The sequence below is a fragment of the Bradyrhizobium liaoningense genome (assembly GCF_018130955.1).
GTDB classification, from domain to species: Bacteria; Pseudomonadota; Alphaproteobacteria; order Rhizobiales; family Xanthobacteraceae; genus Bradyrhizobium; species Bradyrhizobium liaoningense_C.
On record NZ_JAFCJM010000016.1, the window covers coordinates 72,961 to 96,685 of the forward strand.

Below are 23,725 nucleotides of genomic sequence, written 5' to 3' on the forward strand. Positions count from 1 at the left end.
TTCCGGCAAGATCATGCTCAAAACGTAACGCCTTACCGAACGTTGGCGAGGCGCATGTCGAGATAGGCCGTGATGGTTTCCATCAGCGGCTCGAGCTTGGAGTCGAAGAAGTGGTTGGCGCCGGGGATGACCTGCTGGTCGATCACGATGCCCTTCTGCGTCTTCAGTTTCTCGACCAGCGTGTTGACGTCCTTCGGCGGCACCACGGCGTCCTTCTCTCCATGCACGATCAGGCCCGAGGACGGGCAGGGCGCGAGGAACGAGAAGTCGTAGAGGTTGGCCGGCGGCGCGATCGAGATGAAGCCTTCGACCTCCGGACGGCGCATCAGAAGCTGCATGCCGATCCAGGCGCCGAAGGAGAAGCCGGCCACCCAGCAGGCGCGCGCCTCGGGATTGATGGTCTGCGCCCAGTCGAGCGCGGCGGCGGCGTCAGACAATTCGCCGGTGCCGTGATCGAACGAACCCTGGCTGCGGCCGACGCCACGGAAATTGAAGCGCAGCACCGAGAAGCCGCGATGCGCAAAGGCATAGTAGCACTGGTACACGATCTGATGATTCATCGTGCCGTGAAACTGCGGATGCGGATGCAGGATCATCGCGATCGGCGCGTTCTTCTGCTTGGCCGGGTGATAGCGACCTTCGAGGCGGCCAGCGGGGCCGGCAAAAATAACTTCAGGCATGGATTGTCTCTTGATTGATCCCTTGAAGACGATCCTCAGCAATCAACCGATTGTTCTGGCCTCCTCGGCGTCGAGCCGATGAAAGCGCGAATGAAGGGTGAGAAGGCGCCCTCGGATGATGCGCGAGCGGCGCACGGTGGAATTGACGGGCGCGTTCTAACATGAGGCGAGGGTCAAAAAGCAAGCATCTTGAACATCGCCAAATGAATTCAAGACGTTAGCTGGTCACCGGCGCGTCGCGATCGGGACGGCAACAGGCTCGTTGAGCCCGGCGGTGCGGGCAACCGATTGAAATCACGATGATTTATTGGACATTCCGGCCCGATTTACGCTGAAGTCGTGCGATTCCCGAACGCGGCCACCGAGGATCTGTAGCGCCGGCTGCCTCCCAGGGTCTGCCCGCTGTCGAAGGTGAGCTCGAAATCGCCTGACGGGTTGAGATCCACGCCCGCCACGCGATCGAGATTGGCAAGTTTGGTCCGGTGAACACGAACGATGTGGAAGCGCGCCAGCTCGGCTTCAGCGGTCGCCAGTGTCCCGCGGATCAGGTGCTGGGTGCCGTCAGCGAGGTTGTATTCGATGTAATTGCCGGCGGAGGCGACCCACAGGATGTCGCGCGGCGCAACCCGTACGCGGCTTGTGCCGTCCCGCAGCCAGATCGGGTCGGGGGATGAGGAGTGGGGCGGGGCGGCCGTCCCCTGCGGGGCGACCATTGCAGCCCTCTTCAGCTCACGCCGGCTTTCCAGCAGCCAGAGCGTGCCGCCGATCAGGAGGACGGCCACGGCATCCTTGCGAAACTCGTACAGGACCGTCGCCAGCGAGAAGCGGAAGTCGTAGGCGCCGCCGGCGAGCCAGAGCACGAGCTTCCGGATCCAGACCATGCCGGTGATGTGCAGGGCGGAGAAGCCGAGCAGGGCGGCCACGCCAATCCCGACCCGCACGAGGAGGCCTGAGGCACGGCGCATCTGCCTGATGGCGAGCACCAGGATCGGCAGCAGCAGCAGGATGACGGCGATGCTCGACATCTCCCAGAACAGCCGCCGGCCGACATCCGAACTGTCGCCGCGCCAGGCGGCATCCTGAGCGCCGGAGAGCGCATTCACGATTCCGATCGCGAGCGCGACGGCCCCGATCGCGAAGAACATCGTCCGGTCGCCACCGCTGATCCCGGAGAGCCCGCCGCTCGTCCCAGGGCGCGGCGGCTCATCCCCTCGCTCCCGGTCCTGGTCCCAAACCGGCTCGACGCGCTCGGTTTGTGGGGCATTTTCGGTGTCAGCCATGGCCAAAGAACCGTGCTTGGCGTCGCGTCAAGGAGCTGAAAACCATGTCAACACCGCAGCAACTCCCTGCCTCGGAACGGCGCATCGATCTCGATTGGGTGAGAATTTTAGCCTTCGGGCTGCTGATCTTCTACCACGTCGGCATGCTCTACGTGTCCTGGGGATTTCACATCAAGAGCGTGCACCGGCTGACCTGGCTCGAGCCCTTGATGCTGGTCCTCAATCCGTGGCGGCTGTCGCTGTTGTTCCTGGTCTCCGGCGTCGCCACCCGCTTCATGCTGCGCAAGTACCGGCTCGCCGCCTTCGTTCGATCGCGCTCAGCGCGGCTCCTGATCCCCCTGGTCTTCGGCATGCTCGTGATCGTGCCGCCGCAATCCTATCTCCAGATCGTCGAAGCCCTCGGCTATCCAGCGGGCTTTGCCGATTTTTATACCCGGCACTATCTCGCGTTCGGCTCGCAGTTCTGCCCAAATCCCTGCATCGTGCTGCCGACCTGGAACCATCTCTGGTTCGTGGTCTATCTGTGGGTCTACACAACAGCGCTGGTCGGCGTGCTCTGGCTGTGGCCTGCGCTGGCCGATCGGCTGGGTCTGCGGCTTGGCGCGCTGCTCACAGGACCTGGGGTTCTGATCCTGCCCTGCCTGTTGTTCGTGGCCTGGCGGCTGTTCCTGTACCCGGCCTTCCCGTCGACGCATGCGTTGTTCGGCGACTGGTACAACCATGCAGACTATGCGACGGCGCTCCTGATCGGCTTCCTGCTGGCAAGCGAGGACGGCATCTGGCGCGACATCGAGCGTCAGCGCTGGATCGCGCTGGCCACAGCCGCATTGCTGTTCGTCGTGTTCATTCTGGTTCGCGGCGGCCTGTTTGCGCCGTCGCAGATGTTGAGGTGGTTCGCGAGCTCCGCCTATGGTTGCTATCAATGGCTGGCCATGGTCGCGGTGCTCGGCTTTGCGCGACGGCACTTCATGGCCGACGGTCCCGTGCGCCGCTACCTGACCGACGCGATCCTTCCCTATTACATCGTGCATCAGACCGCGATCATCGTGATCGCACACGCGCTCGGGGATAGCGGCCTGTCGGCGGGAAGCGAGGCCTCCATCGTGATTGCCGGCACGGCGCTCACCTGCGTCGTCACCTATGAGGTCGTGCGGCGGATCGCCTGGCTGCGGCCGCTGTTTGGACTGCGGCTGGAGCCGCGCCGTTCGGCCGGACTGGCGCAGCAGCAGCCGGCCTGATGTGGTCCGGCTTGCGATTGGACCGGCAGCAAAAGGTGCTAAGAGGGCGGCATGCCCAATCGCGTCTATCTCGACTGGAATGCGACCACGCCGCTGCGCCCCGAGGCGCTGATGGCGATGGTCGCGGCCTACGAGCTGGTCGGCAATCCCTCGTCTGTCCATGCCGAGGGTCAGGAGGCGCGGCGGCTAGTCGAGGAGGCGCGGGCAGCCCTGGCAGGCGCGGTCGGCGCCTTGCCGCGCAATGTCATCTTCACGTCGGCGGGAACCGAGGCCAATGCGCTGGCCCTGTCGCCGGGCTTGCGCGGCGCCCACACCCGCCCCGTCGAGCGGCTGCTGGTGTCGGCCATCGAGCACGCCTCGGTGCTGGTGGGCGGGCGTTTTCCGGCCGGCGCCGTTAGCCTAGTCAAGGTGACGCCCGCCGGGGTCGTCGACCTCGACCATCTGAGGGCGCTGCTTGGCTCCGGACCGCCGGCGCTGGTGTCGATCATGGCGGCCAACAACGAGACCGGCGCACTTCAACCCGTTTCTGAAGCGGCCGCGATCGTGCATGAGGCGGGCGGCCTGCTGCACGTCGACGCGATCCAGGCGCTTGGAAAAATTCCCTTCAATATCAAGGTTGTAGGAGCTGATCTTGCGACCTTCTCTGCACACAAGATCGGCGGTCCCAAGGGTATCGGTGCGCTGGTCGTGGCGGAGGGCGTCGCGGGGCTTGAACCGCTGCTCAGGGGCGGGGGCCAGGAACTCGGTCGCCGGGCGGGAACCGAGAATGTCGGGGGCATTGCGGGATTTGGCGCGGCGGTTCGGGTCGCGATTGAGGCTTTGGCGGAGAATGCGAACAGGCTCACAAGTCTTCGGAATCGCTTGGAAAACGGCTTGCGCGAAATGGCCGGGACAACTGTATTTTCTGATACCGTGGACCGGTTGCCGAATACCACGCTGTTTACTGCGCCTGGCCTGAAGGCCGAAACCGCCGTGATCGGCTTCGATCTGGAAGGGATTGCGGTGTCCTCGGGCTCGGCCTGTTCCTCCGGAAAAGTCCAGCCATCTCATGTGCTTTCGGCCATGGGGCTCGATCCCCAGACGGCGCAGGGAGCGGTGCGCCTCAGTCTGGGCTGGTCCACGCAGGAGGCGGACATCAATCTGGCCCTGGAGGCTTGGCGAAAGCTCGGTAATACCCTACTTAAGACATGAGCGACGAAACACGGCCAGAACGGTTCTAAGGGCGTGCTTTCCGCGAAAAAACATCGTAGAAGTCGTTCGAGTTTGATCCACCGCGGTCCTTGAAACCGCGAGCGGAGGAATGGATGCCAGCCGTACAAGAGACGGTCGAGCGCGTAAAGCGCATCGACGTCGACCAGTATCGTTATGGGTTTGAGACCCTGATCGACTCCGAGAAAGCCCCCAAGGGGCTGTCGGAAGAGATCGTAAAATTCATCTCGCAGAAGAAGAACGAACCGGCCTGGATGCTGCAGTGGCGGCTCGAGGCCTATCGTCGCTGGCTCACCATGACGGAGCCGACCTGGGCGCGTGTCGACTATCCCAAGATCGACTTCCAGGACCTCTATTATTACGCGGCGCCGAAGCCGAAGAAGACGGTCACCTCGCTCGACGAGATCGATCCGGAGATTCTCAAGACCTACGAGAAGCTCGGCATCCCCCTGCGCGAAGTCGCGATGCTCGAGGGCGTCGAGCCGAAGCCCGGCGAGCAGGACCCGGCCCAGCGCAAGATCGCGGTCGATGCGGTCTTCGACTCGGTCTCGGTTGCGACCACCTTCAAGGCCGAGCTGAAGAAGGCCGGCGTGATCTTCATGCCGATCTCGGAGGCGATCCGCGAGCATCCCGAGCTGGTGCAAAAATATCTCGGCAGCGTGGTGCCGACCTCGGACAATTTCTATGCGACGCTGAACTCGGCGGTGTTCTCCGACGGCTCGTTCGTCTACGTGCCGCCGGGCGTGCGCTGCCCGATGGAGCTGTCGACCTATTTCCGGATCAACGAGCGCAACACCGGCCAGTTCGAGCGCACGCTGATCATCGCCGACAAGGGTTCCTACGTCTCCTATCTCGAAGGCTGCACCGCGCCGCAGCGCGACGAGAACCAGCTCCATGCCGCGGTCGTCGAGCTCGTGGCGCATGACGACGCCGAGATCAAATATTCGACGGTGCAGAACTGGTATCCGGGCAACTCCGAGGGCAAGGGCGGCATCTACAATTTCGTCACCAAGCGTGGCGACTGCCGCGGTGCCAATTCCAAGATCTCATGGACCCAGGTCGAAACGGGTTCGGCGATCACATGGAAGTATCCGAGCTGCATTCTCCGTGGCGACAATTCGCGCGGCGAGTTCTACTCGATCGCGATCTCGAACGGTTTTCAGCAGGTCGATAGCGGCACCAAGATGATCCATCTCGGCAAGAACACGTCGAGCCGGATCATTTCCAAGGGCATCGCCGCCGGCAAGTCGCAAAACACCTATCGCGGTCTCGTCACCGCGCATCGGAAAGCGACCGGCGCGCGCAACTTCACCGCCTGCGACTCGCTACTGATCGGCGACAAATGCGGCGCGCACACCGTGCCGTACATCGAGGCGAAAAATTCCTCGGCCACCTTCGAGCACGAGGCGACGACCTCAAAGATCTCCGAGGACGTGCTGTTCTACTGCATCCAGCGCGGCCTCTCCCAGGAGGAGGCCGTCGGCCTCGTCGTCAACGGCTTCGTCAAGGACGTGCTCCAGCAGCTCCCGATGGAGTTCGCGGTGGAAGCGCAGAAGCTGATCTCGATCTCGCTGGAAGGGTCGGTCGGTTAATTGCCGGCCCTCGCGGTGCGCTTCGGCGCTCCATGCATCGTTTGAATAGACTGGAAACCAAGATGGCTTTGCTTGAAGTGAAAGACCTGAAAGTCCGTGTCGAGGAGCGCGAGATTCTCCACGGGCTGACTCTGACCGTGAACGAGGGTGAGGTGCACGCGATCATGGGGCCGAACGGCTCCGGCAAGTCGACGCTCTCGCACGTCATCGCCGGCAAGCCCGGTTATGAGGTCACCGACGGCCAGATCCTGTTCAGGGGCGAGGACCTGCTGGAGATGGATCCCGATGAGCGCGCCGCCAAGGGCGTGTTCCTGGCGTTCCAGTACCCGGTCGAGATCCCCGGCGTTGCCACCATGACCTTCCTGCGCACCGCGCTCAACGCGCAGCGCAAGGCGCGCGGCGAGAGTGAATATTCGACGCCGGATTTTCTCAAGAAGGTCCGCGAGGTCTCGAAGTCGCTGAACATCCCGCAGGACATGCTCAAGCGCGGCGTCAATGTCGGCTTCTCCGGCGGCGAGAAGAAGCGCAACGAGGTGCTGCAGATGGCGCTGTTCGAGCCGAGCCTGTGCATCCTCGACGAGATGGATTCGGGCCTCGACATCGACGCGCTGCGCATTGCGGCCGACGGCGTCAACGCGTTGCGCTCGCCCAAGCGCGCGATGGTGGTCATCACCCACTATCAGCGGCTGCTCAACTACATCGTGCCCGATTTCGTGCACGTGATGTCCAGGGGCCGCGTGGTGAAGAGCGGCGGCAAGGACCTGGCGCTGGAGCTGGAAGCCTCCGGTTACACCCAGTTCGAGGACGCCGCGTAAGGGATATTTGGGATGAACGTTGCTTTGGCCAAGACCGGGAGCAGCCGCGCGGTGAGCGATCTCTTCGCCAGTGCTGAAGGCCGGCTGCCGGGTTCGCCCGCGATATCTGCGGCGCGCCGCCAGGCGTTTGAGACCTATGAGCGTCTCGGCTTGCCGCATCGCCGGATCGAGGAATGGAAATACACCGATCTGCGCGCGCTGGTCGGCGAGGTGCTGCCGCTGGCGACCAGCCCCGATGCGACTGCGCTGTCGAAGGCCGCCGACGCGGTCAAGGCTCACGCGATTGCAGGCGCCTGCCGGCTGGTGCTGGCGGATGGCGTCTTCGCGGCCGATCTGTCCGACGTCAAGGCGATCGCCCCCGGGGTCAGCGTCAAGACGCTGCGCGAAACGCTGGAGAAGGATGCCGGCGATATCCTTGAGACCGCTTCGACCGATGCGGTGATCTCGCTGAACGCGGCGATGGCAACCGACGGCGTCGTGCTTGAGATCGCCGACGGCGTGCAACTGTCCGCGCCGGTCCAGATCATCCATGTCGCGACCGCGGCCTCGGCCTCGGCGTTCACCCGCTCGCAGGTGCGGATCGGGAAGGGCGTCCGTGCCACCATCATCGAGAGTTTTGTGGCGGCCGGCGCACAAGCCTACCAGGTCAACGATGCCGTCATCGTTTCGATCGGCGATAACGCCGACGTCGCGCATATCCGCCTGATGGACGATGCGGCTGACGCGGTGAACATCACATCGCACTTCGTGACCGTCGGCGCGAATACAAAACTGAATTTCTTCAACATGACGACCGGAGGTGCCGTCAGCCGTCTCCAGGGGCTTATCACCCTGGCGGGCGAGGGCAGCGAGCTCGCCATCAACGGCGTGAACCTGCTCAAGAAGACCGAGCATGGCGACCTGACGCTGGTCGTCGACCACGCCGTGCCGAGCTGCACGAGCCGCGAGATCTTCCGTGCGGTGATTGACGATCGCGCCCATTCGGTGTTTCAGGGCCGCATCATCGTCCGCCCCGACGCGCAGAAGACCGACGGCAAGATGATGACCCGGGCGCTCTTGCTCTCGGATGAAGCCGAGGCCGACAACAAGCCCGAGCTCGAGATCTTTGCCGACGACGTCTCCTGCGGCCATGGCGCCACCGCCGGTGCGCTTGACGACACGCTGCTGTTCTATTTGCGCGCCCGCGGCCTGCCCGAGAAGGACGCCCAGGCGCTGCTGATCCAGGCGTTCGTCGGCGAGGCGATCGAGCAGATCGCCGACGACGATCTGCGCGCGCATGTGGTCGGCGTGGCCGAGCGTTGGCTGGAGCGGCGGTCATGAGCACGCATCCCGCAGTCAAGAACGGCGCTTACGACGTCGCCCGCGTGCGCCAGGATTTTCCGGCGCTCGCCATGCAGGTCTACGGCAAGCCACTGGTCTATCTCGACAACGCGGCATCTGCGCAGAAGCCGTCAGCAGTGCTCGACCGCATGACGCAGGCCTATACGAGCGAATACGCCAACGTGCATCGCGGCCTGCATTACCTCGCCAACGCCGCGACCGAAGCCTATGAGGGCGGCCGCGCCAAGGTGGCGCAGTTCCTCAACGCTGGGCGGACCGAAGAGATCATCTTCACCCGCAATGCGACCGAGGCGATCAACCTCGTCGCCTCGTCCTGGGGCGAGCCCAATATCAAGGCGGGCGACGAGATCGTGCTCTCGATCATGGAGCACCATTCCAACATCGTGCCCTGGCACTTCCTCAGGGAGCGTCATGGCGCGGTGATCAAGTGGGCGCCGGTCGACGACGAGGGCAATTTCCTGATCGACGAGTTCGAGAAGCTCTTGAGCCCGAAGACCAAGCTGGTCGCGATCACACAGATGTCGAACGCGCTCGGCACCATCGTTCCGGTCAAGGACGTCGTGAAGATTGCCCATGCCCGCGGCATTCCCGTCTTGGTCGACGGCAGCCAGGGCGCGGTGCATCTGCCGGTCGACGTGCAGGACATCGACGCTGATTTCTACGTTTTCACTGGTCACAAGGTTTACGGCCCGACCGGCATCGGCGTGCTCTACGCCAAGCACGATCTCCTGGTCGCGATGCGCCCCTATAATGGCGGCGGCGAGATGATCCGCGAGGTCTCCCGTGACGTCGTCACCTATGGCGATCCCCCGCACAAGTTCGAGGCCGGCACGCCGGCGATCGTCGAGGCGGTCGGCCTGGGCGCGGCGATCGACTACGTCAATTCGATCGGCAAGGAGCGCATCGCCGCGCATGAGCACGATCTCCTGACCTATGCCCAGGACCGTCTGCGCGAGATCAACTCGCTGCGGCTGATCGGCACTGCGCGGGGCAAGGGGCCGGTGATCTCCTTCGAGCTGAAGGGGGCGCATGCCCATGACGTCGCCACCGTGATCGACCGCCAGGGCATCGCGGTGCGCGCCGGGACCCATTGCGTGATGCCGCTTTTAGAGCGGTTCAATGTCACCGCGACGTGCCGGGCGTCCTTCGGCATGTATAATACACGGGAAGAAGTCGACCATCTGGTGCAGGCGCTCTTGAAAGCGCGGGATTTGTTCGCATGACCGATACGGCCGAAGTCAAAGCCAATCCGATGGAAACGCATTCGGCGCTGCCGCCGGAGGAAACCGAGCGGCTGTCGCGCGAGATCATCGCAGGGCTCAAGACCGTGTTCGATCCGGAAATCCCGGCCGACATCTACGAGCTTGGCCTGATCTACAAGGTCGAGATCAAGGACGATCGCTCCGTCGACGTGCTGATGACGCTGACGACCCCGAACTGTCCGGCTGCCGGCGAATTGCCGACCATGGTCGAGAACGCGGTTGCCAGCGTCCCCGGCGTCGGCGTTGTCGACGTCAAGGTGGTTTGGGAGCCGGCCTGGTCGCCGGAGCGGATGAGCGACGAGGCGCGCCTCGTGCTCAACATGTGGTGAGTGTGGGTGGGACAGGCGTTGGCATCTGATTTGCTGGATTGAATTCGCATCTGAACGGACCACATAGGTAACATGACCCAGGTAACATCAGCTCCCGTCAAGCCGAAGCGGCCGCGACCGCAGGTCATGCGGCTGACTGACGCCGCGGCGCAGCGCATCAACGAGCTCACCAAGCGCGCCGATTCCGAGATCGTGGGTTTGCGCGTCGGCGTGAAGAACGGCGGCTGCGCCGGCCAGTCCTACACGGTCGAATACGCCCACGACATCCGTCCGACCGACGAGGTCGTCGAGGACAAGGGCGTCAAGATCCTGGTCGATCCCAAGGCCGTGCTGTTCCTGCTCGGCACCGAGATGGACTACAAGGTCGACAAGATGTCGGCGCAGTTCGTCTTCAACAATCCCAACCAGATCTCCGCCTGCGGCTGCGGCGAGTCCGTGGAATTGAAGCCGGCCAAGATCGACGGCTAGGCCGGCTCTCGCATTTCACTCCGCTGTCGTCCTGGCGAAAGCCAGGACCCATACCGCGTGATCTCTCGATGGCGGGAGATGGCAGTACCGTGTGGTGTGGTATGGCCAGCAGTCTTCGCTAAACTCCTTCCTGTGGTCATGGGTCCTGGCTTTCGCCAGGACGACCATGTGGAGAGAGCCGGGCCATGGACCGCGAATTCCTGATCGACCTGTTCGCCGATTTCGGCCCCGTCACCATCCGAAAGATGTTTTCCGGCTACGGCATCTCCGCCGACGGCACCAACTTTGCGCTGTCGCTGCGTGCCGGCCTGTACTTGCGCGCCGATGAGGTGACCATCCCGAGCTTCGAGGCCGAGGGCTCGCGACCGTTCCAGTACCAGAGACGGTGACGGTCAATTCCTACTGGCAATTGCCGGCGCGCCTGTTCGACGATTCCGAGGAGCTCGCGCAATGGGCGCGGGCAGCGCTCGCTGCCGCGCAGCGCGCCAAGGTGAAGAAGCGGCCCAAGAAAGCAAAGAAGGCGGCGAAGCCTGCGAAGAAAGCGCCGGTGAAGAAGCTGGCCAAGAAGGCCGCGGTTCGCAAGCGCGCCAAGCGGAAAGCATAGGTCTCTCAACATCGTCATTCCGGGGCGCGGCAAAGCCGCGTGCCCGGAATCCATAACCACTATCGTGAGTATGGATTCCGGGCTCGCGCCAAGTGGCGCGCCCCGGAATGACAGCGGTGAATGCGGCTCACGCCACCTGGCTGCGCGTCTCGGCGACGTATTCCGGATCGGCTTCGCAGATCACGCGGTTGCGGCCGTTGCGCTTGGCGGCGTAGAGGCAGGCGTCGGCCCGCTCGATCAGCGAATAGGTGTCGTCGCCTTCCTTCAACATGGAGACGCCGACCGAGATGGTGACGCGGCCGAGGATCTCGCCGGTCGACTTCTTCTTCAATTCCTTCGCCATCACGGCACGGCGGATGTGATCGGCAACCGTGAGCGCCTGGCGCAGCGCGGTGTTGGGCAGCACCACCGCGAACTCCTCGCCGCCGTAACGCGCGGTGATGTCCTGGCCCTTGATGGTCTGCTTCAACGACAGGCCGACGAGCCGCAGCACCTGGTCGCCGGTGAGGTGGCCGTAGGAATCGTTGAACGACTTGAAATGGTCGATGTCGAACAGCAGCAGCGACAGCGGCTCGCCGCCGGCGAGCGCGTTCTGCACGGCCATGCCGATCATGCGATCGAAATATTTGCGGTTGCCGAGGCCGGTGAGCGGGTCGGTCAGGCTCTCGGCGCGGATCGCCTCGAGGCTCTGCTGGAGATTGCTGATCTCGTTCTTCGACAGCGTCAGCCGGTCTTCAAGCGCCTTGTTGGTCTCGCGCATCTCGCGCGTCGACTGGATCAGCGTCTCCACGATCGCCTTGACCTGCTCGGCGCCCTTGGCCGCGGACAGTTTCTGCGTCGCGCCCGAGAGGCTCGCGTCGTAGACGGCGGACATGCCGAGCGCCTCGCCAAGCAGCTTCATCACGTCGTCGATCTCGCCGATGACGCGCGCGCCGACCTTGTCGATGCGGTCGGTGGTCTTGATGTGGGAAAGATAGGTCTCGTAGATCTGCTCGAGATCGGCTTCGGTCAGCTTGCCGTTGCGCGCCAGCGTCTCGTTGATGATCTTGTTGAGGGGGGCGTTGTATCCGGTCGCGTAGACGTACCAGATCTCGTAGTTGCGGGGGATTGCAGTCTGCCGGAGCGAGCGAATCTGGCCAAGTGCCACTTCGGCAAACGCCATCGTGCGTTCGTGTTCTTCGAGCGCCTTGACCACTGAACATTCCCCACGGCGGTCGGTTTCACCCGGCCGCTGCAATGCTTAAATTATGGTCTCAGGCTAAAGGACGATTGTGAACGACCCGTAAATATACGGCCAACGGCCGTTTCCAAATTACGCCCCTGCGGGTGTGCGAACGGGGCGCAGCAGAAACGCCGGAAGATGCGAATGATCGCCGGGCTCGGTGTCGACCGGGCGCTGCGAGCGGCGCGGTTCGGGCCGACCGATCGACGGCACGCGCGACGTGTCGGCCTGCGGACGCGAAGCCTTGCGCCCATCGGACGCATGCCTGGGCTCGTGACTACGCTCGCGCGCCTCCTGGCTGCGCTGTTCACGCGGTTCGTGGCTGCGCTGCTCACGTGGCTCGCGCGTGCGTTCGCGAGGCTCGTGACCACGCTCACGCGATTCTTGGCTGCGTTCACGATCCTGTCCGCGCTGCGACCTGCCGCGACCGCCGCGGGAGCGTTCCCGGCCGCCGCGCGCTTCGCGCGGCCGCTCGGTCGATTCGTCGCCTTCGCTGCGGACTTCGTAATCGCCCTCGGCGCGCGGAATGCTTTGGCCGATCAGCTTTTCGATTGCGGCCATCGACTTCTGGTCGAGCGGCGTGACCATCGAGATCGCGGTGCCGGTGCGGCCGGCGCGGCCAGTGCGGCCGACGCGATGGACGTAGTCGTCGGGATGGTGGGGGACGTCGAAATTGAAGACGTGGCTGACCTCGGGAATGTCGAGGCCGCGGGCGGCGACGTCGGAGGCGACCAGCAGCGGAAGCTCACCCTTGCGGAACTGCTCCAGCGCCGCCATGCGGGCCGGCTGATCCATGTCGCCGTGCAGAGCGCCGACGCTGAACCCGTGCTTCTGGAGCGATTTGTGGACGATGGCGACTTCGCGTTTGCGATTGCAGAAGATAATCGCGTTCTTGAGATCCTTCGCCTCGCGCAGAAGGCGGCGGAGCAATTCGCGCTTCTCGTGCGCCTCGCGGCCCGCGGGCACCTGCGATTGCGTGACGGTCACGGCGGTCGTTGCGGGCTTGGAGACCTCGACCTTCTGCGGATTGTGCAGGAAGGCCTCGGTGATGCGCCGGATTTCCGGCGGCATGGTCGCGGTGAAGAACAGGGTCTGCCGCGTGAAGGGGACGAGCTTGCAGATGCGCTCGATGTCGGGGATGAAGCCCATGTCCAGCATGCGGTCGGCTTCGTCGATGACGAGCAGTTCGACGCCGGTGAGCAGGAGGCCGCCGCGCTCGGTATGGTCGAGCAGGCGGCCGGGGGTGGCGATCAGAACGTCGACGCCGCGCGTCAATTTGGCGTCCTGGTCGCCGAAGGAAACACCGCCGATCAGGAGGGCGACGTTGAGTTTCTGGCCGGCGCCGTAGCGGTCAAAATTCTCTTTGACCTGTGCCGCGAGCTCGCGGGTCGGCTCGAGGATCAGCGTGCGCGGCATGCGTGCGCGGGCGCGACCCTTTTCTAGGATGGTGAGCATCGGCAGCACAAAGGCTGCGGTCTTGCCGGTGCCGGTCTGGGCAATTCCGAGCACATCCTTGCGTGCGAGGACGTGGGGGATCGCCTGTTCCTGGATGGGGGTAGGGGTGGTGTAACCGGTGGCCGCCACTGCGGCGAGGACTTTTTCGGATAGTCCGAGATGGGAAAAGGACATTGAGCCTCTGGTCGAAACCGCCGTTCGGAATCGAGGGTAATAAGGCTGTCGCGTTTCACCCCGAAACGGCGCGCTCTCAAAGAAGCTGGGGGTGCTGACTTACGCGAACAAAGCGCCAAGCTCAGGAATCGCTTTTCGATACCGAGCCGCGTCGCCCCGGAACATAGGGGGGAATCGGCCAAAGTCAATGGAGCAGGCGCGGGAAGGCCCTTAAAACCCTAAGGTTTTTGCTCAAATTGCGGGCGAAGTACGGCTTTTCGGGCTTGCAAAGGTCTAGGCCGACACCGTTCCCTGGTTCCGGAAATCGCCCGGCGCCATGCCAAAAGCCGAGTTGAACGCCCGGTAGAAGGTCGCCAGGCTCTCGAAGCCGCTGGCAAAGGCGATGTCGGCAATCAGCCGCTCCGGCGCCTCGACCAGTAGACGGCGGCTGTGCTTCAGGCGCGCCTCGGTCACGGTATGGGAGAAGCTCCTGTCCGCCATTTCGAACAGCATGTGCATGTGGCGGACGGAGACGCCGAGCATGCCCGCCACCATGGCGGGCGACAGTTCCGGGTTTGCCAGATGGCGCGCGATCAGCCGCCGCGCCAGCGACAGGCGGCCGATCCGCAGCGCGAACTGCCCGCGGCGGCTGGCCCGGTTGACGACGCCGCGCTCGATCAGCGCGAGTTGCGCCAGGGCCTGCACTTGCGGCACGGCATGATCCTCAGTGCCGGTGCCCTCGACGAGATCGGTGAAGCAGGAGTTCAGCAACGGCGCCAGTGAACCGTCCGTAAACGTCTTCGCCGTGAGGCCGCGGAGCTGCCTTGCCAGCGCAGGGACGTGCGCGGCGGGGATTTTCAGGATGCGCAGGTGAAACCCCGCGTTACCAAGCGGCGCCGTGCGATAGGGCAGGTCGGTGTGGCTCGTCGCGAAGCGGCCGCTGTCGATGGTGAAGTCATCGCCGGGCAGGCCGCCGAACCAGCCGCCGCCGCCGAGTTGCTGATAGATACAGATGCTATCCCCCGGCGCATCCGCGATGTCGGCCTCGCTCCGCTCGACGCGGTAGGGTGATGCCCTGAGCTCAACCAGGCCGGCTTCGCCGACCCGGCGCAGCGAGAACTCGCCGAAGAAGTCCGCCCGCTGTTCGCGCTCGAGTTCAGCGGTGACCCCGAACAGCCCCTTGGCGCGCACCTCGCGCCAATAGTCGAAGCGGTCGTGCGGCTCAACCTCGTCGGTACACCAGGAATACACGAAGGACCTCGATAAACAGCTATCGTGTCAAACACAGCAGATTCCGGCCGAACCCGCCAGTTAAGATGCTGAAAGGCGCCCCCGGAGGGGCGCCGGGGTGGCTTTTGAACCGCGGATATGGCTCAACCGACTATCACATCAGCGGCGGCAGGACCGCAAAACCCTCCTGCGACGGGATACTTGCGATGATGCATCGGCTTTCCAGAATCTTGGCGGCATTGGGCGTTGCAGCCAGCCTGATGGCATCAGCGGTTCCCGCAGAGGCCGCAAAGCGCGTCGCGCTTGTCGTCGGCAACAACGAGTACAGGAATGTCCCAAAGCTGCTGAAGGCCGTGAACGACGCCCGCACCATGGGCGACACGCTCCGCCAGCTCGGCTTTGCCGTGATGGTGGCGGAGAACCAGAACCGCCAGCAATTCGCCGAGACGCTGCTCGCCTTCGACAAGGCGATCGAGCCAGGCGACACTGCGTTCTTCTTCTACGCCGGCCATGGTTTTGAGATCGCAGGGCAGAACTACCTGCTGCCGACCGATGTGCCGGCGGCGACCGAAGGCCAGGAGGAGCTGGTGCGCGACTCCTCCATTCTCGCCGACCGCATTGTCGAGCGTCTCCAGAACAAGAAGGCGCGCACCTCGATCCTGGTGTTCGACGCCTGCCGCAACAATCCGTTCGAGCGCGCCGGCACGCGCGCGGTCGCCGGTGGCGGCGGACTGGCGCCGATGGTGCAACTGCCCGAAGGCGTGTTCTCGGTATTCTCGGCAGGTCCGCGCCAGACTGCGCTCGATCGCCTCTCCAACGACGACGCCAATCCCAATTCGGTGTTCACGCGCACCTTTGCCAAGGAGCTGCTGCAGCCCGGTGTCAATCTCGTGCAGGTGGCGCAGCATACCCGCAGGACGGTCAGCGAACTGGCCGACACCGTGAAGCACAAGCAGGTGCCGGTCTATTTCGACCAGATGGTCGACGACGTCTTTCTGACCGGCACCGCCAAGCCTGCACCGGACAAGGTGGCATCGGATACGCCTGCATCGAATTCGAATGCCAACGCGCGGCCAGCCGACGCGCCGATGAAGGTCGCAGCCTTGCCGCCGGTCGCGCCGCTGAAGCCGCCGAAGGAAGAATCCCTCAACGCGCCGATCGCGATGTTCTCGCGCCACAATGGCGGCTGGACCGTGGTGTTCTCGATCGCCGATCCGACGCTCGGCATTTCCTGGCGCATCGGCGAGAGCGGCGACTTCCGCGAGACCGGTTTCCTCGACACGCTGGACTCGCGCACGCGCAAGCGCATGCCCAATCCGTCGATCGAGCTGCCTGCCGACGCGCAGGCCGCAACCATCCAGGTGCGCTATGTCGACGCCTCCGGCGACATGCAGGGGCCGTTCCCGATCAAGTTCGACCCCGAGGCCGCCCTGATCCGCGATCAGCGCAAGATCCTCGACATGACGTCGAATAGCTGGCTGTCGTTCCGCCAGTTCAACGGGCTGCTGGTCTACTGGTCGCATCTGGTGTCGTATCGCTGCGCAATCCGCGAGGTGAGGATCGGCATCGACAGCGCGGTCCCCAACCAGGTCCTCCCCATGCCGCCCTGCGACATGCGGGACCCCAGCGCTATCCCCCACAACGCCGCGCTCTACCAGAAGCTCGCGCCCTCGACGCAGTTCATCTCGGTCGAGCTGACCTATCGCGACGGCAGCGTCTCCGAAATCAAGAGTTTTCGCTCGGCGAACCGCAGCAATAATTGAGTGCGCGCACCTGCCTGAACCTTGAGTGAACTACCCCCGTCATCCTGAGGTGCCGGAGCGTAGCGGAGGCCTCGAAGGGTGAGCGGCCCGGCTGCATCCCGGCCGTTCATCCTTCGAGGCTCGCCGCGCGATGCTGCGCACCGCACGGCTCGCGCCTCAGGATGACGGGTTGACTCTGCTGCGCGCGATGTAGACTGGCGCTACAATTCTCGTCGAAGATCAATCCACAGAGCCGGATCATGGATGCAACATCAGAACGGCACCCCGCCACGCGCTCCATAAAAGTCCGCTGCTGCGTTGTCGGCGGCGGGCCGGCCGGCATGATGCTCGGCTATCTCCTGGGGCGCGCCGGCGTCGACGTCGTGGTGCTGGAGAAGCATGCGGATTTCTTCCGCGACTTTCGCGGCGATACCGTGCATCCCTCGACGCTTCAGGTGATGGACGAGCTCGGCCTGATCGACGGCTTCCTGAAGCTGCCGCATCAGCGCCTGCAGAAGATGGACGGCATGTTTGGCGGCACGCCGGTGCGGATCGCCGACCTCGCCCGGCTCGACACAAAATACCCGTTCATCGCCTTCATGCCGCAATGGGATTTTTTGAATTTTTTGCGCGAACGGGGCCAGCGCTTTTCCTCGCTCAAGGTCATGATGAGCACGGAGGCCGTCGACCTGATCCGCCGCGGCGATGTGATTGCCGGCGTGCGCGCGAGTACGCCGGACGGGCCCATCGATATCGAGGCCGACCTCACCATCGCCTGCGACGGCCGTCATTCGACGGTGCGCGCGCGGGCCGGCCTCGCGGTCGAGGAGATCGGAGCGCCGATGGACGTGTTGTGGTTTCGCGCAGCCCGCAAGGGCGACGAGACCGAGAACGTGTTCGCCCGCGTCGAGCCCGGCAAGATGATGATCACCTTCGATCGCGGTGATTACTGGCAATGCGCCTATGTCATCGCCAAGGGGCAATACGAGACGGTGAAGGCGAGGGGACTTCAATCCATGCTCGACGACGTCGTCCGCATGGCGCCGATCCTCAAATCCGGAATTGCCGAGGTCAAGAGCTGGGACGACGTCAAGCTGCTGACCGTTGCGATCAATCGCCTGAAGCGTTGGACGCAGCCGGGGCTCCTGTGCATCGGCGACGCCGCGCATGCGATGTCGCCGGTCGGCGGTGTCGGCGTCAATCTCGCCGTGCAGGATGCGGTCGCGACCGCCAATTTGCTCAGCGACAAGATCAGGACCGGCTGTCCGTCCGAAGACGAGCTCGACGCTGTACGGCGCCGCCGCGAATTTCCGGTGAAGATGACGCAACGCATGCAAATGGTCGTGCAGAACAACATCATCAGCGGCGCGCTCAAGTCCGGCAACGAGCCGTTGAAGGTTCCGCTCGTGGTGCGCCTGATCACCGCGCTGCCCTGGCTGCAGGGAATTCCTGCACGCTTCATCGCGCTCGGCGTGCGGCCGGAGCACGTGCATTCGCCGATCGCGAGCATGCCCTGACAAGCTGCACTTCGGTAGGGATAACGGCGCGTTAAGATCCGCGCCGTGCGTTGCGTGCGTGCAACAGCGCAAACGGATTCGAAGCGCGCGTGTCGCCGATCTCGCCGCTTAACTTTCTTGATTCAAATTTGAGTAAGAACTGTCTGTGAGCGTGCGCCCATCTGAGGATAAGGGGTGTACCATGCGTACCAAGTTGATTGCTGCCTTCGCCTGCACGACCGCGCTCGTCACAAGCGGCGCTGCCTCCGCCGCCGATCTCGCCGCGCGGCCTTACGCGAAGGCGCCGCTCTACGCCGAGCCGCTATTCAACTGGACCGGTTTCTATGTCGGCGGTCACATCGGCGGCGCCTGGACCAACCAGCAGTGGATCAACAGCGCCAACACGACGCTGTTCGGCGACCTCGGTCCGGGTGAGGGTTTCCGTCAGCGCGGCTCCGGCATCATGGGTGGCGCGCAGATCGGCTACAATTGGCAGGCCAGCAACTTCGTGTTCGGCCTCGAAGGGACGATCTCCGGGCTCGACAACCGCGGTACCGTGAACAACACGGTGTTCGGCCTTGGCCTCGACGACCAGTTTAGCTGGCGCACGAACGTGCTGGCGACGATCGTCGGTCGCGCCGGCTTCGCCGTGAACAACAACCTGTTCTACGCCAAGGGCGGCTATGCCGGCGCGAACAATCGTCTCTCGGTCGTCGACAATGTTCCGGCGACCGGCTCGGGCGGTCAGACGCACTGGGCCAACGGCTGGACTGTCGGTGCCGGCTGGGAATACGGCGTCACCCGCAACTGGATCGTCGGCGTCGAGTACAACTACGCCGCTTTCGTCAGCCAGACCTACCAGCTCGCCGGCACGGCGGCGGGCACCTACGCGTTCGACGCAAAGCCCCGCGACATTCAGTGGGCCGTGGTCCGCGCGAGCTACAAGTTCGATGCACCGGTCATCGCGCGTTACTGAGATTTTCTGAAGAAGTCTGGTCACTGCCAACAACTGAAGGCCCCGGCATCGTCCGGGGCCTTTTTTCTTGGGCGAGGCGACCTCAGGCCATCACGGAAAAACCGCCGTCGACGGGGATCGCGGTGCCGGTGACGAAGTTCGAGGCTGATGAGGCCAGGAACACCGCAATGCCGGCAAAATCGTCAATGTGGCCCCAGCGGCCCGCGGGCGTACGCGCGAGCACGCGCTCGTGCAGCCCTGTGACCTGCTGGCGGGCGCCGCGGGTGAGGTCGGTGTCGATCCAGCCCGGCAAAATGGCGTTGACCTGGATGTTGTCGGGCGCCCAGGCATTGGCGCAGGCGCGCGTGTACTGCACGATGCCGCCCTTGCTCGCCGCATAGGCCGTCGCGAAGCTCGCGCCGAAGATCGACATCATCGAGCCGATATTGATCACCTTGCCATTCCCGGATGCCTTCAACGCCGGATAGGCCAGTTTCGAGCACACGAACGCGCTGGTGAGGTTGGTGTCGATCACCTTGTTCCATTCGTCGAGCTCGAGCTCGTGCGGCGGCTTGCGGATGCTCATGCCGGCATTGTTGATGAGGATGTCGATCCGGCCGAGCTCGCTTCCGACGCGATCGACCATCGCGGCGACCGCCGTCTTGTCGGTCACGTCGGTCGTCACCGCCATCGCCCTGACGCCACGCTGCTTGAGGTCCGCGACCGCCGCTGCGGATTTGGCTTCGTTGCGTCCGACCACGGCGACGTTGGCGCCGGCGTCGGCGAGCCCGTGGGCCATGCCGAGCCCGATGCCGCCATTGCCGCCGGTGACGATCGCGACCTTGCCGCGGAGATCGAACGAGCTGGATGTCATGCTGTCATTCCCTTTTGTTCTTAAGTTGTTGCTTGCCAGATCAGCACCAGTCCGAAGCCGGCCATGGCGGCGCCATAGCCGGCCCATTGCAGTTGCGCGATCATGAAGCTCGATCGGGGCCAGGGAAACGTGCCCGTGCCTTGTCCGATCCAGAGCAGGCCTATGGCGAGCGCGAACAGGCCTGCGATCAGCAGAAATCTGCGCATGTGTCCTCCCCCAAGCTCTTTTTGTCCAAGGTCTGTTCTGTCGCGGTGCGGAATCGCCACTCATTCATGGCCGGCCGTGCCGCGAAAACCTGGAGCGCAGACTATCCGTAGCTCCGGTGCGGATACAATGGCGTCAGTGCTCCAGTCTGAAAACGCGAAAGCCCCGGACGTTGCCGGGGCCCTCGGGCTTCATTTCCGGATCGGGATCGGTCCGGTATCGGTGCTTGGGTCAGTACCTTTATCAGTACTTGGCGACGACCGGGCTGGTCGAGTTGAAGCGATAGACCAGCGAGGTGCTGATGGTCTGCACCCACGGCTTGAACGTCACGACATCGCCGGTCGGGCCGCCACCGAAGGCGGGACCGAAAGAGGCGGGCAACTCGACTCGGTCATAGAACGCCGAGCGGTATTCGGTCTTCATGAACCAGCCCGGCGCGGAGACGCCGAGAATGTTGAGGCTGTTCTCGACACCGCCGCCGACGAACCAGCCATTGCGGTGGAACGACGGCGTCGTGACGACGTCCACGAGACCGATCGCGTTCTCCAGGCTGGAGTGGCTTGCGCCCGACCAATCCGATCCCGAATAGCCGGCGTTGACGTAGGACAGCACGTTCGGCGCGACGAGATAGCCAAGCCGCACGCCCGCAGCGTAGCTGGTGCGAAGCCTTTCCTGACCCTCGGTGATCCGGCCGATGAAGTTCGGATCGCTGATCGAACCTTTGAGATTGCCGAACTGGGCGTCGGCGAACACACCTGCGACCCAGGTGCTGTTGAACTGCCTGTCGTAGCCCAGGCCGACGGTCCCGAACCAGCCATTGCCGCCGAGGCGCTGGTCACGCACCACCACGCCAATGGGTGGGTTCACCACGCCGCTGTCAGCATTCCAGATACCGCCGCCGCCGCCGCCAAAGACGTGGAAGCCGGTCCAGTTCGGACCTGCTGCGAGGCTGGGCGCCTTGGCGTAGAGGTGCGTGGGAGAGCCCGCGGCCGCCGCGGTGCCCATGTCGTTGAACCGATAGACCAGCGACGTGCTGACAGTCTGGACCCATGGCTTGAAGGTCGCCGCGTTGCCCGTTGGAGCGCCGCCAAACGCCGGGGTAAACGTTTCGGGCAGAGTGGCGCGATCGTAATAGGCCGAACGATACTCAGTTTTCATGAACCAGCCGGGCGCTGCGACCCCGAAGATGTTCAGGCTGTTCTCCACGCCGCCTCCGACAAACCATCCGCTACGACGGAAGGATAGCGTCGTGAATGTGGCAAAGCCGCCGCCGCCAGGGGGCAGACCCATGAACGTGCTGCCCGACCATTCCGAACCGGAGTAGCCGGCATTGACGTAAGAGAGCACGTTGGGGGCGACCAGAGTTCCCAGCCGCACGCCCGCTGCGTAGCTTGTGCGAAGTTTTTCCGTGCCTTCGGTGAAGCGCGCTGGATCGGCGATGGAGCCGTGGATGTCGCCAAACTGTCCATCCGCGAAAACGCCGGCGACCCAGGTCGGCGTGACCTGCCAATCATAGCCGAGACCGACGGTGCCGAACCAGCCGGTGCCACCGAGCCGCTGGTCGCGTGTGAGCGCCAGTCCACCCGGCGACGTCACTGCGTTGCTGTCAGCGTTCCAGAGCCCGCCGCCAGCTCCGCCGAAGACGTAGAACCCGGTCCAGTTTGCGCTCGGCGCCAAGGCAGGGGCCTTCACGTAGGTCTTGGCCGCGAGATCGGCCGCGGTCGCCGCGCCCGATCCTGCGGCGACGGCTGCAAGCACAATCACCAACTTCTTCATTTCGATTCCGAGCCTCGAATCCAGCGTGAATCCCTGCTCGTTCAATATGCGAGTTCCAACGCAAAGGCTGTTGCCAGTCGGTCACATACGCAACCCGCTCGCACGGCCTGTCGCGACGCACCCGGACTCGTCCGCCAGCCGGGACGCGCCCGCACCCTGCAACACCGGAACTGCGGCTTCCAACCCGCAACGAAAAAGCCCCGGACGATGCCGGGGCTTTCCGATTGTCAGAGACGGAAGGTCGGATCAGTACTTCGCGACCAGGGGGGCGCCCCAGTTGAAGCGGTAGACCAGCTCGCTGCGCACGCTGTGCTCGCGGATCTTCTGGTCGGTAGAGAAACCGGCTGACGTAGTGGTGCCGAAAAGGACTGGGTTAACGGTCGCTCGGTCGAACTCCGAATAGCGGTACTCGGTTTTCCAGAACAGGCCCGGCAGGATGCTGGTCAGAGCATACTCGTCGCCGGTGCCGATGAACCAGCCTCCTTTGGTGAAGCCAGGTGCCGTGAGGGTGGGGATCGCGGCTCCGGCTTGGGTAAAATCGGTCGATTTCCAGTGGCCCTGGGTGTAGCCGCCCGAGACGTAGGTCAACAATTGGGGCAAGACTAGGTAGCCAACACGACCGCCGACCGCCCACTGCCAATCTTGCTTCTGCTGTCCGTAGAGTGGGCCACCGGCCGTGCTCAGGTCACCGTGCACATCCATGAAGTCATAGTCGGCGAAAGCGCCGATCACCCAGTTGTTGAACTGGTAGTCGCAGCCGCCCTGAACACTTAACGGGTTCCAGGAAGATTGCTGTAGCCGATCAGTCACAGTCCGGAGGGTGGCGTGTCGTCTACGACGCCGCAATCGGGCGTTGGGTGTCATTGCCGGGATTCTGAGTAAGGCCGGATGAAGGGGTGCAACAGGCAGGACTGGCGCAGATAACGAAAAAAGCCCCGGACGATGCCGGGGCTTTTTGACGTTTGAGATCGAGGTCGGATCAGTACTTCGCGACGACCGGACCGCTCCAGTTGAAGCGATAGACCAGCGAGGTCGAAACCGTCTGGTTCCAGGAATTGGCGCGGATGTCGCGGCCAACCAGGACGTTGGTGCCGTCGACCAACTCGTTCTGGGTCTTCTGGTTGTAGAAAGCGGAACGATATTCGGTCTTCATGAACCAGCCGGGGGCAGTGATGCCGAAAATGTTCAGGTTGTTCTCGACGCCGCCGCCGATGAACCAGCCGTTGCGATTGTAGCCGTTGAGGTGGATACCGGCAGGAGCGCCAGCCAGGTCGGTGAAGCTGGTGCTACCGAAGTGGGCGCCCGAGTAACCGCCGTTGACGTAGGAAAGAACGTTCGGGGCAACCAGCCAGCCGAGGCGAACACCAGCGGCCCAGGAGTCCTGCAGCTTCTGGCTGCCGGTGATGCCCGCGATCGGATCCTGAACGGTCGAGCGGATGCTGCCGAACTGGCCGTCGGCGAACACGCCCGCAACCCAGGTACCGCTGAACTGCCAGTCATAGCCGAGGCCGACGGTGCCAAACCATCCCGAGCCGCCCTGGCGCTGCGTGATCGTCAGCGGCGTGCCGGTCGCCGTATCCAGAATGCTCTGGTCAGAGGCCGAGATGCCGCCGCCGGCGCCACCGAAGATGTAGAAGCCGGTCCAGTTCGCTACGGGCGCCGGCATCGGGGCCTTCGCGTAGGGCCGCGCGGCGAGGTCGGCGGCCGAGGCCGAGCCAGTCATTGCCGCAACCGCGGTCAGAGCAAGCAAAATCTTCTTCATCTTGAAATCCCCAACCTTGGTTTGGCAGGCGCGAGCGC

The 23,725-nt window shown here is 63.9% G+C and carries 21 protein-coding genes and 1 pseudogene; 12 read left to right on the forward strand and 10 right to left on the reverse strand.

Going from position 1 to position 23,725, the window contains the following annotated elements:
* Positions 1-32: 32 nt before the first annotated feature.
* Together JQ632_RS16010 and JQ632_RS16015 are read right to left on the reverse strand one after the other, a co-directional pair.
* Positions 33-680 carry an alpha/beta hydrolase gene (locus JQ632_RS16010; RefSeq protein ID WP_140976459.1) on the reverse strand — a complete coding sequence of 216 codons (648 nt, stop codon included), beginning with the start codon at positions 678-680 and terminating at the stop codon, positions 33-35.
* 326 nt (positions 681-1,006) lie between these two features.
* Positions 1,007-1,960: a LytTR family DNA-binding domain-containing protein gene (locus JQ632_RS16015; RefSeq protein ID WP_212403542.1), complete on the reverse strand. Its 954-nt coding sequence runs from the start codon at positions 1,958-1,960 to the stop codon at positions 1,007-1,009.
* Between the two features lie 44 nt (positions 1,961-2,004).
* On the opposite strand from JQ632_RS16015, the gene JQ632_RS16020 reads away from it, so the two are divergent.
* From JQ632_RS16020 to JQ632_RS16060, 9 genes and pseudogenes are all read left to right on the forward strand, one after another.
* Entirely contained in the window at positions 2,005-3,198 is a 1,194-nt protein-coding gene (locus JQ632_RS16020) for an acyltransferase family protein (RefSeq protein WP_212403543.1), read from the forward strand.
* Between the two features lie 51 nt (positions 3,199-3,249).
* Positions 3,250-4,389, forward strand: a complete 1,140-nt coding sequence (locus JQ632_RS16025; protein WP_212403544.1) for a cysteine desulfurase family protein — start codon at positions 3,250-3,252, stop codon at positions 4,387-4,389.
* Positions 4,390-4,502: 113 nt separating this feature from the next.
* The gene (sufB, locus tag JQ632_RS16030) at positions 4,503-5,999 is read left to right on the forward strand and encodes a Fe-S cluster assembly protein SufB (RefSeq protein ID WP_212403545.1); all 1,497 of its coding nucleotides are present in this window, start codon (positions 4,503-4,505) and stop codon (positions 5,997-5,999) included.
* Positions 6,000-6,061: 62 nt separating this feature from the next.
* On the forward strand, positions 6,062-6,814 hold the full coding sequence (gene sufC / locus JQ632_RS16035; RefSeq protein ID WP_212403546.1) for a Fe-S cluster assembly ATPase SufC: 753 nt from the start codon (positions 6,062-6,064) through the stop codon (positions 6,812-6,814).
* Between the two features lie 12 nt (positions 6,815-6,826).
* On the forward strand, positions 6,827-8,134 hold the full coding sequence (gene sufD, locus JQ632_RS16040; RefSeq protein WP_212403547.1) for a Fe-S cluster assembly protein SufD: 1,308 nt from the start codon (positions 6,827-6,829) through the stop codon (positions 8,132-8,134).
* Positions 8,131-9,378 (forward strand): cysteine desulfurase, encoded by a 1,248-nt coding sequence (locus tag JQ632_RS16045; protein ID WP_212403548.1) that lies wholly within the window; start codon positions 8,131-8,133, stop codon positions 9,376-9,378. The genes sufD and JQ632_RS16045 overlap by 4 nt, the downstream gene beginning before the upstream one ends.
* Positions 9,375-9,746, forward strand: a complete 372-nt coding sequence (locus JQ632_RS16050; RefSeq protein WP_212403549.1) for an SUF system Fe-S cluster assembly protein — start codon at positions 9,375-9,377, stop codon at positions 9,744-9,746. Before JQ632_RS16045 ends, JQ632_RS16050 begins: the two co-directional genes overlap by 4 nt.
* A 72-nt stretch (positions 9,747-9,818) precedes the next feature.
* The gene (locus JQ632_RS16055) at positions 9,819-10,214 is read left to right on the forward strand and encodes an iron-sulfur cluster assembly accessory protein (protein ID WP_212403550.1); all 396 of its coding nucleotides are present in this window, start codon (positions 9,819-9,821) and stop codon (positions 10,212-10,214) included.
* Positions 10,215-10,399: 185 nt separating this feature from the next.
* A pseudogene (locus tag JQ632_RS16060) lies at positions 10,400-10,818 on the forward strand (TfoX/Sxy family protein).
* Positions 10,819-10,945: 127 nt separating this feature from the next.
* On the opposite strand, the gene JQ632_RS16065 reads toward JQ632_RS16060, so the two are convergent.
* The 3 genes from JQ632_RS16065 to JQ632_RS16075 form a co-directional block, all read right to left on the reverse strand.
* On the reverse strand, positions 10,946-12,013 hold the full coding sequence (locus JQ632_RS16065; protein WP_212403551.1) for a GGDEF domain-containing protein: 1,068 nt from the start codon (positions 12,011-12,013) through the stop codon (positions 10,946-10,948).
* 117 nt (positions 12,014-12,130) lie between these two features.
* The gene (locus JQ632_RS16070) at positions 12,131-13,669 is read right to left on the reverse strand and encodes a DEAD/DEAH box helicase (RefSeq protein WP_212403552.1); all 1,539 of its coding nucleotides are present in this window, start codon (positions 13,667-13,669) and stop codon (positions 12,131-12,133) included.
* Between the two features lie 273 nt (positions 13,670-13,942).
* The gene (locus JQ632_RS16075; protein WP_212403553.1) at positions 13,943-14,899 is read right to left on the reverse strand and encodes a helix-turn-helix domain-containing protein; all 957 of its coding nucleotides are present in this window, start codon (positions 14,897-14,899) and stop codon (positions 13,943-13,945) included.
* Between the two features lie 185 nt (positions 14,900-15,084).
* Between JQ632_RS16075 and JQ632_RS16080 the strand changes: the two genes are divergently transcribed.
* The 3 genes from JQ632_RS16080 (at position 15,085) to JQ632_RS16090 (ending at position 19,092) form a co-directional block, all read left to right on the forward strand.
* Positions 15,085-16,641, forward strand: a complete 1,557-nt coding sequence (locus JQ632_RS16080; protein WP_409363488.1) for a caspase domain-containing protein — start codon at positions 15,085-15,087, stop codon at positions 16,639-16,641.
* Positions 16,642-16,880: 239 nt separating this feature from the next.
* Positions 16,881-18,137 (forward strand): FAD-dependent oxidoreductase, encoded by a 1,257-nt coding sequence (locus JQ632_RS16085; RefSeq protein ID WP_212403554.1) that lies wholly within the window; start codon positions 16,881-16,883, stop codon positions 18,135-18,137.
* 181 nt (positions 18,138-18,318) lie between these two features.
* Positions 18,319-19,092, forward strand: coding sequence for an outer membrane protein (locus JQ632_RS16090; protein WP_212403555.1), 774 nt, complete (start codon positions 18,319-18,321; stop codon positions 19,090-19,092).
* 82 nt (positions 19,093-19,174) lie between these two features.
* Here JQ632_RS16090 and JQ632_RS16095 read toward each other — a convergent pair whose 3' ends face one another.
* From JQ632_RS16095 to JQ632_RS16115, 5 genes are all read right to left on the reverse strand, one after another.
* The gene (locus JQ632_RS16095; RefSeq protein WP_212403556.1) at positions 19,175-19,945 is read right to left on the reverse strand and encodes an SDR family NAD(P)-dependent oxidoreductase; all 771 of its coding nucleotides are present in this window, start codon (positions 19,943-19,945) and stop codon (positions 19,175-19,177) included.
* A 20-nt stretch (positions 19,946-19,965) separates the two neighbouring features.
* A complete protein-coding gene (locus JQ632_RS16100) occupies positions 19,966-20,151 on the reverse strand; it encodes a hypothetical protein (protein WP_140976478.1) in 186 nt (61 codons plus the stop codon).
* Positions 20,152-20,392: 241 nt separating this feature from the next.
* Positions 20,393-21,925, reverse strand: a complete 1,533-nt coding sequence (locus JQ632_RS16105; protein WP_212403557.1) for an outer membrane protein — start codon at positions 21,923-21,925, stop codon at positions 20,393-20,395.
* A 246-nt stretch (positions 21,926-22,171) separates the two neighbouring features.
* Entirely contained in the window at positions 22,172-22,789 is a 618-nt protein-coding gene (locus JQ632_RS16110) for an outer membrane protein (RefSeq protein ID WP_212403558.1), read from the reverse strand.
* 115 nt (positions 22,790-22,904) lie between these two features.
* Positions 22,905-23,687: an outer membrane protein gene (locus JQ632_RS16115; protein WP_212403559.1), complete on the reverse strand. Its 783-nt coding sequence runs from the start codon at positions 23,685-23,687 to the stop codon at positions 22,905-22,907.
* Positions 23,688-23,725: the final 38 nt, after the last annotated feature.